General features: G+C 70.4%; 16 protein-coding genes. 8 read left to right on the forward strand and 8 right to left on the reverse strand.

Features of this window, described 5'->3' with window-relative positions:
* Positions 1-39 precede the first annotated feature (39 nt).
* A complete protein-coding gene (gene groL, locus BLT43_RS05155; protein ID WP_090110718.1) occupies positions 40-1,692 on the forward strand; it encodes a chaperonin GroEL in 1,653 nt (550 codons plus the stop codon).
* 59 nt (positions 1,693-1,751) lie between these two features.
* Here groL and BLT43_RS05160 read toward each other — a convergent pair whose 3' ends face one another.
* Positions 1,752-2,216: a GFA family protein gene (locus BLT43_RS05160; protein WP_090110719.1), complete on the reverse strand. Its 465-nt coding sequence runs from the start codon at positions 2,214-2,216 to the stop codon at positions 1,752-1,754.
* A 140-nt stretch (positions 2,217-2,356) separates the two neighbouring features.
* Between BLT43_RS05160 and BLT43_RS05165 the strand changes: the two genes are divergently transcribed.
* A complete protein-coding gene (locus BLT43_RS05165) occupies positions 2,357-3,103 on the forward strand; it encodes a sulfite exporter TauE/SafE family protein (protein WP_090110720.1) in 747 nt (248 codons plus the stop codon).
* Here the strand turns inward: BLT43_RS05165 and BLT43_RS05170 are convergent.
* Complete coding sequence (locus BLT43_RS05170) at positions 3,100-3,549, reverse strand: NUDIX domain-containing protein (protein WP_090111496.1); 450 nt, start codon at positions 3,547-3,549, stop codon at positions 3,100-3,102. The two genes, BLT43_RS05165 and BLT43_RS05170, sit on opposite strands and share 4 nt — an antisense overlap.
* Before the next feature lie 88 nt (positions 3,550-3,637).
* On the opposite strand from BLT43_RS05170, the gene BLT43_RS05175 reads away from it, so the two are divergent.
* The 5 genes from BLT43_RS05175 (at position 3,638) to BLT43_RS05195 (ending at position 7,207) form a co-directional block, all read left to right on the forward strand.
* Positions 3,638-4,393 carry an alpha/beta fold hydrolase gene (locus BLT43_RS05175; RefSeq protein WP_090111498.1) on the forward strand — a complete coding sequence of 252 codons (756 nt, stop codon included), beginning with the start codon at positions 3,638-3,640 and terminating at the stop codon, positions 4,391-4,393.
* A 134-nt stretch (positions 4,394-4,527) separates the two neighbouring features.
* Entirely contained in the window at positions 4,528-4,755 is a 228-nt protein-coding gene (locus BLT43_RS05180; RefSeq protein WP_090111499.1) for a WGR domain-containing protein, read from the forward strand.
* Positions 4,756-4,964: 209 nt separating this feature from the next.
* Positions 4,965-5,894 (forward strand): sulfurtransferase, encoded by a 930-nt coding sequence (locus tag BLT43_RS05185; protein WP_090110721.1) that lies wholly within the window; start codon positions 4,965-4,967, stop codon positions 5,892-5,894.
* Between the two features lie 10 nt (positions 5,895-5,904).
* Entirely contained in the window at positions 5,905-7,026 is a 1,122-nt protein-coding gene (locus tag BLT43_RS05190) for a YeeE/YedE family protein (protein ID WP_090110722.1), read from the forward strand.
* Position 7,027: 1 nt separating this feature from the next.
* Complete coding sequence (locus BLT43_RS05195) at positions 7,028-7,207, forward strand: hypothetical protein (protein ID WP_090110723.1); 180 nt, start codon at positions 7,028-7,030, stop codon at positions 7,205-7,207.
* Between the two features lie 2 nt (positions 7,208-7,209).
* Here BLT43_RS05195 and BLT43_RS05200 read toward each other — a convergent pair whose 3' ends face one another.
* The 4 genes from BLT43_RS05200 to BLT43_RS05215 all read right to left on the reverse strand — a co-directional run bounded on the left by BLT43_RS05200 (position 7,210) and on the right by BLT43_RS05215 (position 9,674).
* Positions 7,210-8,211, reverse strand: coding sequence for an MBL fold metallo-hydrolase (locus BLT43_RS05200; RefSeq protein ID WP_165612542.1), 1,002 nt, complete (start codon positions 8,209-8,211; stop codon positions 7,210-7,212).
* A 56-nt stretch (positions 8,212-8,267) separates the two neighbouring features.
* Positions 8,268-8,756, reverse strand: coding sequence for a GNAT family N-acetyltransferase (locus tag BLT43_RS05205; RefSeq protein ID WP_090110725.1), 489 nt, complete (start codon positions 8,754-8,756; stop codon positions 8,268-8,270).
* Positions 8,757-8,863: 107 nt separating this feature from the next.
* On the reverse strand, positions 8,864-9,055 hold the full coding sequence (locus BLT43_RS05210) for a hypothetical protein (RefSeq protein ID WP_090110726.1): 192 nt from the start codon (positions 9,053-9,055) through the stop codon (positions 8,864-8,866).
* A gap of 121 nt (positions 9,056-9,176) precedes the next feature.
* Entirely contained in the window at positions 9,177-9,674 is a 498-nt protein-coding gene (locus BLT43_RS05215) for an Lrp/AsnC family transcriptional regulator (protein ID WP_242652224.1), read from the reverse strand.
* Between the two features lie 155 nt (positions 9,675-9,829).
* Here BLT43_RS05215 and hppD point away from each other — a divergent pair, with 155 nt between their 5' ends.
* On the forward strand, positions 9,830-10,927 hold the full coding sequence (hppD, locus tag BLT43_RS05220; RefSeq protein WP_090110727.1) for a 4-hydroxyphenylpyruvate dioxygenase: 1,098 nt from the start codon (positions 9,830-9,832) through the stop codon (positions 10,925-10,927).
* A 27-nt stretch (positions 10,928-10,954) separates the two neighbouring features.
* On the opposite strand, the gene BLT43_RS05225 is transcribed toward hppD, so the two are convergent.
* Both BLT43_RS05225 and BLT43_RS05230 read right to left on the reverse strand, forming a co-directional pair.
* A complete protein-coding gene (locus tag BLT43_RS05225) occupies positions 10,955-11,401 on the reverse strand; it encodes a hypothetical protein (protein WP_090110730.1) in 447 nt (148 codons plus the stop codon).
* A 91-nt stretch (positions 11,402-11,492) separates the two neighbouring features.
* Positions 11,493-12,449, reverse strand: coding sequence for a calcium/sodium antiporter (locus BLT43_RS05230; RefSeq protein ID WP_090110731.1), 957 nt, complete (start codon positions 12,447-12,449; stop codon positions 11,493-11,495).
* Between the last annotated feature and the right edge of the window lie 109 nt (positions 12,450-12,558).

Raw genomic sequence — 12,558 nt, forward strand, 5'->3', positions numbered from 1 at the left:
CTCTCCCTCTCCAACGCATACTGATTAAGGAGCACTCACATGGCTTCCAAGGACGTCAAGTTCGACACCGATGCCCGCAACCGCATGCTCAAGGGCGTCAACACGCTCGCCAACGCGGTGAAGGTGACCCTCGGCCCCAAGGGCCGCAACGTGGTCATCGAGAAGTCCTTCGGCGCGCCGCGCATCACCAAGGACGGCGTCACCGTCGCCAAGGAGATCGAACTCGAGGACAAGTTCGAGAACATGGGCGCGCAGATGGTGAAGGAAGTCGCTTCCCGCACCAATGACGAGGCGGGCGACGGCACCACCACCGCCACCGTTCTGGCCCAGGCCATCATCAAGGAAGGCCTGAAGTCGGTCGCCGCCGGCATGAACCCGATGGACCTCAAGCGCGGCATCGACCTCGCCACCGCCAAGGTCGTCGACGCGATCAAGGCCGCCGCGCGCCCGGTGAACGACAGCGACGAAGTCGCCCAGGTCGGCACCATCTCCGCCAACGGCGAAGCCGCCATCGGCCGCCAGATCGCCGACGCGATGCAGAAGGTCGGCAACGAGGGCGTGATCACCGTCGAGGAGAACAAGGGCCTCGAGACCGAGACCGAAGTCGTCGAGGGCATGCAGTTCGACCGCGGCTACCTGTCGCCCTACTTCGCGACCAACCACGACAAGATGGTCGCCGAGCTCGAAGACTGCATGATCCTGCTGCACGAGAAGAAGCTCTCCTCGCTGCAGCCGATGGTGCCGCTGCTGGAGCAGGTGATCCAGTCGCAGAAGCCGCTGCTGATCATCGCCGAGGACGTCGAGGGCGAAGCCCTGGCCACCCTCGTGGTGAACAAGCTGCGTGGCGGCCTGAAGATCGCCGCCGTCAAGGCGCCGGGCTTCGGTGACCGCCGCAAGGCCATGCTGCAGGACATCGCGATCCTGACCGGCGGCCAGGTGATCTCGGAAGATCTCGGCATGAAGCTCGAGAACGTCACCATGGACATGCTCGGCACCGCCAAGAAGGTCCGCATCACCAAGGACGACACCACCATCGTCGACGGTGCCGGCGAGAAGGCCGAGATCGAGGCGCGCGTCGCCCAGATCCGCACCCAGATCGAGGACACCACCTCGGACTACGACCGCGAGAAGCTGCAGGAGCGTGTGGCCAAGCTCGCCGGCGGCGTCGCCGTCATCCGCGTCGGCGGCATGACCGAGGTCGAGGTGAAGGAGCGCAAGGACCGCGTCGATGACGCGCTCAACGCGACCCGCGCCGCGGTGCAGGAAGGCGTGATCGTCGGCGGCGGTGTCGCCCTCGTGCAGGCCGGCAAGTCGCTCGAAGGCCTGGCCGGCGAGAACTCGGACCAGGACGCGGGCATCGCCATCGTCCGCCGCGCGCTGGAAGCGCCGCTGCGCCAGATCGCCGAGAACGCCGGCGTCGACGGCGCCGTGGTGGCCGGCAAGATCCGCGAATCGCAGGATCTGGCCTTCGGCTTCAACGCGCAGACCGAAGAGTACGGCGACATGTTCAAGTTCGGCGTGATCGACCCGGCCAAGGTGACCCGCACCGCGCTCGAGGATGCCTCCTCGGTCGCCGGCCTGCTGATCACCACCGAGGCGATGATCGCCGACAAGCCCAAGAAGGACGACGCCGGCGCCGGCGCCGACATGGGCGGCATGGGCGGCATGGGTGGCATGGGCGGCATGATGTAATCATCCGCCGGATCACCGATCCGACGCGAAAGGGGGCCTCAGGGCCCCCTTTTTTGCGCTCAGGCGCCCTGCTGCGCCTGCGCGAACTCCGCCATCAGCGACTCAAAGCGCTCGATCGGCGGAAACCCCTCGAAGCCGTGCCTGGCCGGGGTCCGCACCCAGGGCAGCCGCTCGTCCGTCATGGTCTCGACGAAGGGTTCGAACCACGAGACGTCGTCGAGCATGGTGGCGCGCAGGTTCACGACGGCCTCCATCGCCGGGAAGGTGGTGAACATCCAGCTCATGCAGTCCGGGCAGAAATGATGGCGCTGGTCGGGGCCGCGCAGGCCGCCGATCACCGGTGCGCCCTCGGTCACCTCGAAGCCCTCGGCGGGAAACATCGCGCTCAGCGAATAGGCGCTGCCGGTCATCTTCTGGCAGCCGGTGCAGTGGCAGGCGGAGGTCACGAGCGGCGCGGCGGTGATGCGGATGCGGGTGTGCCCGCAGCGGCAGGCGCCCTCCATCGGCAGCTTCGGCGGTTTCATCGGCGTGGTCCTCGTCATGTTTCGTTCACGCCCCAGAAGGCCGGATCGCCCGGCCGGCGACAAGCCCGCCGAACGGTCTTGCACCGGGTCCATGCGCACGGCATGGATCGGAGGCCCAGTTCCGGGCCGGGGAGGATCGCATGCTGTTCGTCGTCACGCTCACCGTCGCGGGCCTGCTCGCAGGCGCGCTCAACGCGGTCGCGGGCGGTGGCACCTTCCTGACCTTCCCGGCGCTGGTCTGGCTCGGCGTGCCGCCGATCGCCGCCAACGCCACGGCCACGGTCGGCGCGCTGCCCGGTTATGCCGGCAGCGCCTGGGCCTATCGCGGCGACGTCGCGGCCGAGGGCACGCTGGGGCTGCGCGCGATCATCGCGCTGGGCGCGCTGGGCGGGCTGCTCGGCGCGGGGCTGCTGCTGGTCACGCCCGGCGCCGTGTTCGAGGGGCTGGTGCCGTGGCTTCTGCTGGTGGCGACGGTGCTCTTCGCGCTCGGGCCGCGCATCCTCGCCTTCGTGCGGGCGCGGGGGCTGGGGCCGGCCGGGCCGGCGCTGTCGGGGGCGGCGGTGCTCGCGGTGTCGATCTATGGCGGCTACTTCAACGGCGGCCTCGGCATCCTGCTGCTGGCGATGCTCGGGCTGATCGGCTTCGTGAACCTGCATGGCATGAACGGCATCAAGGTGCTGATGTCGGCGGTGCTGTCGCTGGTCTCGGCCGCGGCCTACGCCGCCGCCGGGCTGATCGAATGGGACGCGGCGCTGATCATGGCGGCGGCAACCACGGTGGGCGGCTATCTCGGCGCGCGCGGCGCCAAGCTGATCCGGATCGAGCATCTGCGGATCGGCATCACCGGCGTCGGGCTGGTGATGACGGCGCTGTTCTTCGCGAGCTAGGGCAGGATCGGCTCGAGCGGGTCGTAATGCGCGGCCTCCGCCCCGTCCCATGCGATCGCGGCGAGGCTTTCGGGCTTGACCGTGAGCCCGGCCATCTCGGCCCGCGTGACCCAGCGGCGGTGGCTGACGATGCCCTCGGGGTCGGTCCAGTCGCCCGCGGACGCGCGGCCCCTGAGCCGGCAGCGGAAGAAGATCTCGACCTGGTGGAATTGCGGGGCTGCGTTGAACTCGTTGACGAGGCAGGGCGCGCCCACCTCGACCGAAAGCCCGCATTCCTCGTGCAGCTCGCGCGCGAGGTTGTCGGGCAGCGAGGCGTGCGGCTCGACGCCGCCGCCCGGCGCGCACCACAGATCGCCGCGGCCCTTGTAGGCGTTGACCAGAAGCAACCGGTCCTCGTGCAGCAGCACGGCGCGGACGGCGAGGCGGACGGGACGGGGCAGGCTCATGCGGCGGACCATGGCCGCAAGCGCGCCGCGCGGCAAGACGGGGCTGTTCGGGGCTGTGCGGCGAGGCCCGCGCACCTATCTCCATTCCATGACCCGGCCCATCCTGATCCTGTCGCTCTGTCTCGGCCTGCTTTCGGCCTGCGCCCGCGCCGCGCCCGAAAGCGCGACCGACTGCGTCGTGTTCCTGCACGGGCTGGCGCGTACCGACCTGTCGCTGGCGCCGATGGCCGAGGTGGTCGAGGCGCAGGGCTACCGGGTGGTCAACCGCGGCTACCCCTCGACCGAGGCGCGGATCGAGGAACTGGTCGACGAGATCGACGACGACGTGCGCGCCTGCGGCGCCCGCAAGGTGCATTTCGTCACCCATTCCATGGGCGGCATCCTGGTGCGGCTGTGGCTCACGACCAAGCGACCGGCCGAGATGGGCCGGGTGGTGATGCTGGCGCCGCCCAATGGCGGCTCCGAGCTGGTCGACGTGTTCGGCGCCTTCGAGCCGTTCGAGTGGTTCAACGGCCCGGCCGGGCTGCAGCTCGGCACCGGGCCGGCCAGCCTGCCCAAGGGCCTGCCGCTACCGGCCTACGAGGTCGGCATCATCGCCGGCGACGCCTCGCTCAACCCGGTCTTCTCGCGGCTGATCGAGGGGCCGGACGACGGCAAGGTCTCGGTCGCCTCGACCCGGCTGGCGGGCGCGGCCGACCATATCGTCCTGCCGGTCAGCCACACCTTCATGATGAACAACCCCCTCGTCATGGCGCAGGTGCTGTCCTTCCTCGACGACGGCGCCTTCGACCGCGATCTCGGGCTTGGCGGCAGCCTCGGCGGGCTGATCTTCGGGCTGGACTGACGGCGGCGGGGGGCGACGCCGGCATCCGTCTCGGGGCCGGCCAGCGCCTGCCACTCGACGATGCGGCGCGCCGGACCCTTGCCAAGCAGGGGGTCGCGCGCTCTTATTGCGACATGGGCCAGCGGGGCGAGCGGATGGAGATCCATCTCGAGAAGATCGACCGGGCGAAGAACTGCTACCGCTTCTACGAGATCAGCCTCGAGCCGGATCTCTTCGCGCAGGCCGCCATCGTGGTGCGCTGGGGCCGGATCGGCGGCAAGGGCCGCACGCGCATCGCGGGCTCCGGCTCCGTGCGCGAGGCGCAGGACCTCGCCACCCGGCTGCTGCGGTTGCGGCTCAGGCACGGATACGCGCTGCGCTAGGGCGGACATGCGTTCCGGCGCGTTCTTATTTTCGCGCCCCCGTGGAATGCATGTCCTTTGATTTTGGATGGCGTGGAACATGCGTTCCCGGCCGGGCGGCCTTGCGGAACGTCGATCCGGCCCGCGCGCGCCCGGCGCGGCGGCGGCGGTTGAAGATTCCGCCGTGGCGGCAGATCTACAGGCAAACCTCTTCAGGAAAGGCCGACAAGATGAACAGGTTCATTTCCCTCGCCGCCGCCGCGACGGTGCTGTCCGCTCCCGCCTTCGCGCAGCAGGCCGAGTTCGGCCCGCTGGTCACCGCCGAGGAACTCGCCACGCTCATGGAATCGGGCGATCCGCTGGTGCTCGACATCCGCGGCGACGCCTATGGCGAAGGCCATGTCGAGGGCGCGGTCTCGGCGCCCTACGGCCTGTTCCGCGGCCCGGCCGAGAACCCGGGCCAGCTGGTGCCCGAGGACGAGCTGACCGAGGTGCTGCAAAGCCTCGGCGTCACCACCGACCGCCCCGTCGTGATCACCCACCAGGGCAGCGACGAGACCGATTTCGGCGCCGCCGCGCGGGTCTACTGGACCCTGAAGTCGAGCGGCGTCTCCGATCTCGCCATCCTCAACGGCGGCGTCGGCGCCTGGGAGGCGGCGGGCAACCAGCTGTCGACCGAAGCCGTGACCCCCGAGCCCAGCGCCATCACCGTCAGCTTCTCGGACGAGTGGCTCGCCACGCAGGAGGACGTGCTGCAGGTGGTCGAGGGCGAGACCGAGGCGACGCTGGTCGACGCCCGGCCCGAGAGCTTCTGGAAGGGCGAGCAGTCGCATGGCGCCGCCGCCCGGCCCGGCACGCTGCCGCAGTCGGAATACTTCACCCATTCCAACTGGTTCTCCGACGACCCGACGCTGATCGACGCCGAGGCAGCGGTGGCGCTGGCCGAGGAGGGCGGCTTCTCGGATGACGAGACGCTGATCTCCTTTTGCAACACCGGCCACTGGGCCGCGACCAACTGGTTCGCGCTGAGCGAGCTGGCGGGGCTCGACGACGTGAAGCTCTACCCCGAGTCGATGGTCGGCTGGTCGCAGGCGGGTCTGCCGATGCAGAACACGCCGGGCGTGTTCGAGAACCTGCTGAACCAGATCACCGGCAACTGAGGAGAGGCCCATGGCCGATACGGCAGTCGCCGCGCCGCGCGGCGGAAGCGAGATCGCCCGGCGCGGGCTGCTGATCGGCGGCGTGCTGATCGCGGCGCTCGCGCTCGCGGCCTTCGCGGGGGCGCGCTACGGCGCGCTCCTTCTGGTGGGGCTTGGCTTCGGCATCGTGCTCGAGGGGCTGCGCTTCGGCTTCGCGGGGCCGTGGCGCGCGATGATCCTGCGGCGCGAGCCGGCGGGTCTGATCGCGCAGCTGGTCTCGATCGGTCTCGTCGCGCTCGCGGCCTTTCCGCTTCTGGCCACCAATGGCGAGGAGCTGTTCGGCGCGCACGCCCCGGTGGGCTTTGCCATGGTCGGCGGCGCCTTCGTCTTCGGCGCGGCGATGCAGCTCGTCATGGGCTGCGGCTCGGGCACGCTGGTCAATGCCGGCAGCGGCAACGCGGTGGGCGCGGTGGCGCTGCCCTTCTTCGCCATCGGCAGCTTCGCGGGTGCCTATCACCTCGACTGGTGGATCTCGCTCGGCACCGCGCCGGTGGTGGTGTTCGACGGTACCGACGGGCTTCTGCTGACGCTGATCGGCCTCGCGGCGGTGGCCGCCGTGGCGCTGTGGCTGGCGCCGGCCGAGGCGCGGCGCATCCCGCGAAGGCTTTGGATCGCGGCGGCGCTGATCGCGGCGCTGGCGGTGGGCAACCTGCTCATCGCGGGCCAGCCCTGGGGCATCGTCTACGGGCTCGGCCTCTGGGCCGCCAAGGGCGCCCAGGCGCTGGGCGCGGACCTGTCGGGCTCGGCCTTCTGGGCGACTCCGGTCAATGCCGAGCGGCTGCAGCAGAGCCTGCTCACCGACGTGACCTCGCTCACCAATATCGGGCTGATCGGCGGCGCCTTCCTCGTCGCCTCCTGGCGGCGGGGGCTGACGGCGAAGCTGCCGAAGCTGCCGGCGCGCGGCTGGATCTCGGCCATCGTCGCGGGCTTCCTGCTGGGCTACTCGTCGCGACTGGCCTTCGGCTGCAACGTCGGCGCCTTCTTCTCGGGCGTCTCGACCGGCAGCCTGCATGGCTGGGTCTGGTTCATCGCGGCCTTCTACGGCTCGTGGTGGGGCGTGAAGCTGCGCCCGAAGCTGGGACTGGAGGGCTGAGATGACGCGCAAACCCATCGCCTTCGGCGTGCTCGGGCTGGTGGCGGCGCTGATCGCCGCCGACCTCGCCGGCTCCGAGCCGCTCAACCCCTATCAGGCGCCGCCGCTCATGGCCTACGGCTCGGGCCTCGCCGCCACCGGCGCGCATTGCGCCGCATCCGCGGTCCAGGTGCAGGAGTAGCCTCAGCCCGTCGCGCGTGCTGCCTCGACGACCCCGGCCAGTTCCACGGCCGGGGTCTTGTCCTGTCCGACATAGCGCATCGAGTGGTGAAACCCCGTCACCCGCACCGCCCCGGCCCTGACCGCGATCTCGCCCGCGGCCCGGGCGGTGAGGTGATGCGTGGCCTGCGCGAGGTCGCGGTCGACCTCGAGGAACACCGCCTCGATGAACAGGTGGTCGGCGCCCTGCGCCAGCGCCGCGATCCGCTCGCGGTTGGCGGCATGGTCGGCGCAATCGGTGACGTAGGCGATGCGCTGGCCCGGGCCGCGGATCAGCGCCCGGTCCTCGAAATCCCCCAGCCGCAGCGCCGCGCCCTCGCCGATCTCGACCGGAGTCTCCGGTGGGCGCCCCTCGCGCACCAGCCGCTTGGCGCGGCCGAGCCAGGGGCCGATCTCGTGGCCCAGCGCCTGCACGCCCTCGCGCCGGACATTGAGCCGCTCGCGCTCAAGGAAGGCGAAGGCGAGCAAGGGGATGCCGTGGTCGAGCATCGTGGCGCGGATCTCGAAATCGGGGTCCGACAGCACCGTCCCGGGCGGCAGCGCCTCGGGCGGCAGTTCGTGGCGGACGAAACCGTCGCGGGCGCGAAACAGCGCCCGGCGGCTCTGCGCGTGGCCGTCGAACTCGGCCACGGTCAGCCGGAAATCCACCGAATCGGCATCGAGCAGGTTCCAGGTGAAGGCCCGCAGCCGGTGCTCCATCTGGTCGAGAAAGCCCGGCGGCCCGGTGATCTCCAGCGACCGGGGCCGGTGCAGCCGCAGCCGCAGCAGCCGGTCGGTGCCGGCGACATGGTCCATGTGGGCGTGGCTGACGAAGACGTGGCTCACGCGCAGCAACTCGCGCGGGCTGAGGTTCGAGACGTCGCCGAGGTCGAACAGCAGCGCCCGGCGGCCATGGCGGAAGTCGAGATAGAGGCCGGGGTCGCCGAACGGGTCGTTGACCAGGCGCGGCTGCACGAGCTGGCTCATCGGGGCTCCCCTGACGCTTCGGGAAGGAACGCGCGAGGCGCGCCCCCGGGTCCGGCTCAGGCGGCGCGGGGCAGCCGGTCGAGCGCGATGAAGGCCTCGCATTCGCCGTCCTGCTCGACGATGCGCCCCTCGGCGCGCTCGACCAGGCGGCGGATGCCGGTGTTGTCGCGGGCGAAGTAGAGGTCGGCGGTACGGGCGCCGCGCTTGCGCGCCTCGCGCAGGCCGGCCTCGAACAGACGCCGGCCGTGGCCGCGGCCCTGATAGGCGTCCTCGATCGAGATCGCGATCTCGACATGGCCCTCGGGGCCGAAGAACAGCTCGAGCACGCCGCGGATGCGGTCGTCGATCCGGGTGGCGATCACCGCGTCGGGGCGGGTGGTCTCGACCAGCCGGTCGAGCGCGGCGTCGCCCAAGGGCGCCAGAAAGCGCAGCCGCCGCGACCACGCGCCGAGGCGCAGGTAATGCGCCTTCAGCGTGCCGCGCCAGTCCGGCAGGGCGCCGGGCAGCGGAAAGGGCGGGGCGGAGGGGGCGAGGTCTGCGGGCATGGCACTTCGTCGGCTGCGATGCCCCCGATATCGGATCTTCGCGCCGGCCGTGGCAGGGGGTCAGCTGCAATCCCGTTCTGCGCCACGTGCAAGGTGACGCAACGCCCTCAGCTGCGCAGCGCCTGATGGGTCCTGAGCGCCTCGCGCGCGGCGCGGCGCGCCAGCGCGCGGCTGGTCGTGTCCTCGGCCCGCAGCATGTCGCGCAGCGCCTCGGCGAGTATGTCGGCCAGAAGGCCGGCCCCCGTGCGCGAGGTGGATTCGCGCGGTGGCCGGGCTGTCGCGGGCAGCACGTCCGTCATGGTCTTCTCTCCCGCGGCGTGCCGCAGCGGCGCGCCGCCTCCCGCTTCCAGTCACGCAAGGGAGGCGAGTCGGGTCAATCCCTTCGGGCCGGGGGCGGGCAGGACGGCCGATTGCCGCCGATCAGAGCTGGGACAGGTCCGGACCTGCCCGATCCTTGAGCGTCTTGAGCACAATTTCCGAGCGCACATGCGCCACCTGCGGATGCGGCAGCAGGTGGTCGTGCACGAACCGCGCGAAGGCCTCGAGATCGGGCACCTGCACGTCGAGCACGTAATCGGCATCGCCCGAGACCGAGAAGGCGGCGCGGATCTGCGGATGGTCGTCGACGAAGCGGGCGAAACCGCCTTCGCGCTCCTGCCCGTGGCTGCGCAGGTTGACCCGCACCACGGCGCGCAGGCCGATCCCCAGCCGGCCCGCGTCGAGCCGAACCGCGTAGCCCGCGATCAGCCCGGCCGCCTCGAGCGCGGCGCGGCGGCGCGAGCATTGCGAGGCCGAAAGATGCACGATCTCGGCCAGCGCGGCATTGGTCAGCGACCCGTCGCGCTGCAGCGCCTCGAGGATCGCGCGGTCGGTGCGGTCCAGCTCCATGTCGCCCTCCATCGCGTGGATACGACGCATGATTGCATCATCTCGTGCGCGACTGAAGGCGCAATTCACGCTTCCATGCATGTTTCGTGCGCGGTGCCCGGTCGCGAGCCGGCCTTTGCAAGCACCTTGCGCGCATCCTTCGATATCCTGCCCGGCGACAAGGAATTCAGGAGGAGGAGGACCCCATGGGACCGTTCCCGCACGACGCACCCAAGGCGCGGATCACCGATGAGAACCCCGCCGGCACCGACGGCTTCGAGTTCGTCGAGTTCGCCCATCCCGAGCCCGAGGAGCTGCGCGCGCTGTTCCGCAAGATGGGCTACACCCACACCGCGAACCACAAGTCGAAGAAGATCGAGCTCTGGCAGCAGGGCGACATCACCTACGTGCTGAACGACGAGCCGGGCAGCCATGCCCGCGACTTCGTCGAGGAGCACGGCCCCTGTGCGCCCTCGATGGCCTGGCGCGTGGTCGACGCGCAGCACGCGCTCAAGCACGCCGTCTCGAAGGGGGCCGAGGAGTACACCGGTCCGGGCAAGACCATGGACGTGCCGGCGATCCGCGGCATCGGCGGCTCGCTGATCTACTTCGTCGAGGACTACTACGAGACGAACCCCTACAACGCCGAGTTCGACTGGGTGTCGGACGCGCATCCCGAGGGGGTGGGCTTCTACTACCTCGACCACCTCACCCACAACGTCCACAAGGGCAACATGGACGTGTGGTTCCGCTTCTACGGCGACATCTTCAACTTCCGCGAGATCCGCTTCTTCGACATCGAGGGCAAGTTCACCGGGCTGCACAGCCGGGCGCTGACCTCGCCCTGCGGCCGCATCCGCATCCCGATCAACGAGGACCGGGGCGAGAAGGGGCAGATCGTCGAGTATCTCAAGCGCTACAAGGGCGAGGGCATCCAGCACATCGCGGTCGGCGCGCGCGACATCTACGACGCGGTGGACGAGATCGCCGAGCGCGGGCTGAAGTTCATGCCCAAGCCCCCTGCCGCCTATTACGAGATGAGCCGCGAGCGGGTGCAGGGCCACGAGGAGCCGCTCGACCGGATGGAGAAGCACGGCATCCTGATCGACGGCGAGGGCGTGCTCGGCGGCGGCGAGACCAAGATCCTGCTGCAGATCTTCTCCAAGACCGTGATCGGCCCGATCTTCTTCGAGTTCATCGAGCGCAAGGGCGATGACGGCTTCGGAGAGGGCAACTTCAAGGCGCTGTTCGAATCGATCGAGGCCGACCAGATCGCCCGCGGCGTGCTCGACACCGCCGAGTGAGGGCAGGGGCCCCGCACGGGCGGGGCCTCACCAGTCCGATCCGGCCTCGGCGCGGGATTCCAACTCCTCGGGCGTGAGGTCGGTGACGAAGCCCAGCGTCTCGGCGGTGCCGACCTTGCGCAGCTCCGCGAGGTCGAAGACCACCATGTCGCCGCCCAGGCCCAGCCAGCCGCCGACCTCGGCCTTGAGCCCGCCGATGCTGCCGTCGCGCGACAGCACGATGTCGACGATGTCGCCGACCTGCTCCCAGTCGTCGGCGGCGACGATGTCCTGATCGCCGGCCGAATCGCGGTCGGGCAGGCCCTGTCCGGGGGCGACGGAGTAGAGCTTGGCGCCGATCACCAGCTCGGAGGTCAGCATCTCGGCCTCCTCGGCCGGAACGATGCGGCTGCGGCCCATCTCCTCCTCATGCGCCTCGGCAAGAACGGGTCCGGCGGCGAGAAGTAGGGCGGCGGCAAGCGGGAAACGGGTCATCGCGGGGGTCCTTTCCGTGATCGGATCTGACCGGCCAACGGAGGCCGCGCCGCCGGGGTTCCGGCGGCGCGGCGCGATGTCCCGGGGGGCGTCAGGGCCAGAGCGCCCAGATGTAGAGCGCGTAGCCCGCCAAGAGCAGCCCGCCCTCTCGGCGCGAGATCCTGAGCCCGGTCCAGGCCAGCACCATCACCGCCAGCGAGGCGGCGATCATCACGAGGTTGTCGAAGCCGATGATCTCGCCCGGCACCCGGCCCGGCGCGACCATGGCGGTGACGCCGCCGATGCCGAGGACGTTGTAGATGTTGGAGCCGATGATGTTGCCGAAGGCGACGTCGGCCTGCTTGCGGATCGCCGCCACCACCGATGTCACCAGCTCGGGCATCGAGGTGCCGACCGCGACGATGGTCAGGCCGATGATCGTCTCGGAGATGCCGAAGGCCCGCGCCAGCGCGGTCGCGCCGTCCACGAGGAAGTAGCCGCCCAGCACCACGAGGCCGAGGCCCGCCACCGCGGTGACGAGGCCGGCCGCGACCGAGCCGCCATGATCGGGCGCGAGGCCCGGATCGACGCCTTCGGCGGCGGCGGCCTTCTCGTGCACCGCGCCGCGGCTTTCCTGCCGGAAGGCGGTCCAGATGTAGAAGACCAGCGCCGCGACGAAGACCGCGCCGGTCAGCATCCCCAGCGGCATCACGAGGCCGAGCGCGGCGAAGGCCAGCGCCACCGCCACCATCACGCCGCCGTCGCGCCTGAGCGCCGCCGACTGCACGGCGATCGGCGTGATCAGCGCCGAGGCGCCGAGGATCAGCAGCAGGTTGGCGATGTTCGAGCCGACGACGTTGCCGTAGGCGATGCCCGGCGCGCCCGAGAGCGCCGCCTGCACCGAGGTCACGAGTTCCGGCGTCGAGGTGCCGAAGCCCACCAGCGTCAGGCCGATCACCAGAGGCGAGACGCCGAGCTTCTCCGCCACCTTCACCGCGCCGCGCACCAGCAATTCGCCGCCCAGCACGAGAAGAACGAGGCCCCCGATCAGCGGCAGCCAGATGTCCATGTCAGATCCCTTTCACTGTCCCTTGGGCCGTCGGCACGGCCCCGCGGTGAAATGGGATGGCAGGGGGCGGTCCGACAAGCGGTTCGCCCCCCGGTGGCGCGAATATTTC

Source organism: Limimaricola pyoseonensis, from assembly GCF_900102015.1.
Lineage (GTDB): Bacteria > Pseudomonadota > Alphaproteobacteria > Rhodobacterales > Rhodobacteraceae > Limimaricola > Limimaricola pyoseonensis.

Excerpts from the sequence above, each read along its gene's own strand:
- BLT43_RS05170 (WP_090111496.1), bottom strand. The coding sequence starts at position 3,549 with ATGAGCCTGCCCCGTCCCGTCCGCCTCGCCGTCCGCGCCGTGCTGCTG.
- BLT43_RS05190 (WP_090110722.1), top strand. The coding sequence starts at position 5,905 with ATGGCCGATACGGCAGTCGCCGCGCCGCGCGGCGGAAGCGAGATCGCC.
- BLT43_RS05200 (WP_165612542.1), bottom strand. The coding sequence starts at position 8,211 with ATGAGCCAGCTCGTGCAGCCGCGCCTGGTCAACGACCCGTTCGGCGAC.
- BLT43_RS05165 (WP_090110720.1), top strand. The coding sequence starts at position 2,357 with ATGCTGTTCGTCGTCACGCTCACCGTCGCGGGCCTGCTCGCAGGCGCG.
- BLT43_RS05180 (WP_090111499.1), top strand. The coding sequence starts at position 4,528 with ATGGAGATCCATCTCGAGAAGATCGACCGGGCGAAGAACTGCTACCGC.
- groL (WP_090110718.1), top strand. The coding sequence starts at position 40 with ATGGCTTCCAAGGACGTCAAGTTCGACACCGATGCCCGCAACCGCATG.
- BLT43_RS05225 (WP_090110730.1), bottom strand. The coding sequence starts at position 11,401 with ATGACCCGTTTCCCGCTTGCCGCCGCCCTACTTCTCGCCGCCGGACCC.
- BLT43_RS05230 (WP_090110731.1), bottom strand. The coding sequence starts at position 12,449 with ATGGACATCTGGCTGCCGCTGATCGGGGGCCTCGTTCTTCTCGTGCTG.
- BLT43_RS05160 (WP_090110719.1), bottom strand. The coding sequence starts at position 2,216 with ATGAAACCGCCGAAGCTGCCGATGGAGGGCGCCTGCCGCTGCGGGCAC.
- BLT43_RS05185 (WP_090110721.1), top strand. The coding sequence starts at position 4,965 with ATGAACAGGTTCATTTCCCTCGCCGCCGCCGCGACGGTGCTGTCCGCT.
- BLT43_RS05215 (WP_242652224.1), bottom strand. The coding sequence starts at position 9,674 with ATGCGTCGTATCCACGCGATGGAGGGCGACATGGAGCTGGACCGCACC.
- BLT43_RS05175 (WP_090111498.1), top strand. The coding sequence starts at position 3,638 with ATGACCCGGCCCATCCTGATCCTGTCGCTCTGTCTCGGCCTGCTTTCG.
- BLT43_RS05195 (WP_090110723.1), top strand. The coding sequence starts at position 7,028 with ATGACGCGCAAACCCATCGCCTTCGGCGTGCTCGGGCTGGTGGCGGCG.
- BLT43_RS05210 (WP_090110726.1), bottom strand. The coding sequence starts at position 9,055 with ATGACGGACGTGCTGCCCGCGACAGCCCGGCCACCGCGCGAATCCACC.
- BLT43_RS05205 (WP_090110725.1), bottom strand. The coding sequence starts at position 8,756 with ATGCCCGCAGACCTCGCCCCCTCCGCCCCGCCCTTTCCGCTGCCCGGC.
- hppD (WP_090110727.1), top strand. The coding sequence starts at position 9,830 with ATGGGACCGTTCCCGCACGACGCACCCAAGGCGCGGATCACCGATGAG.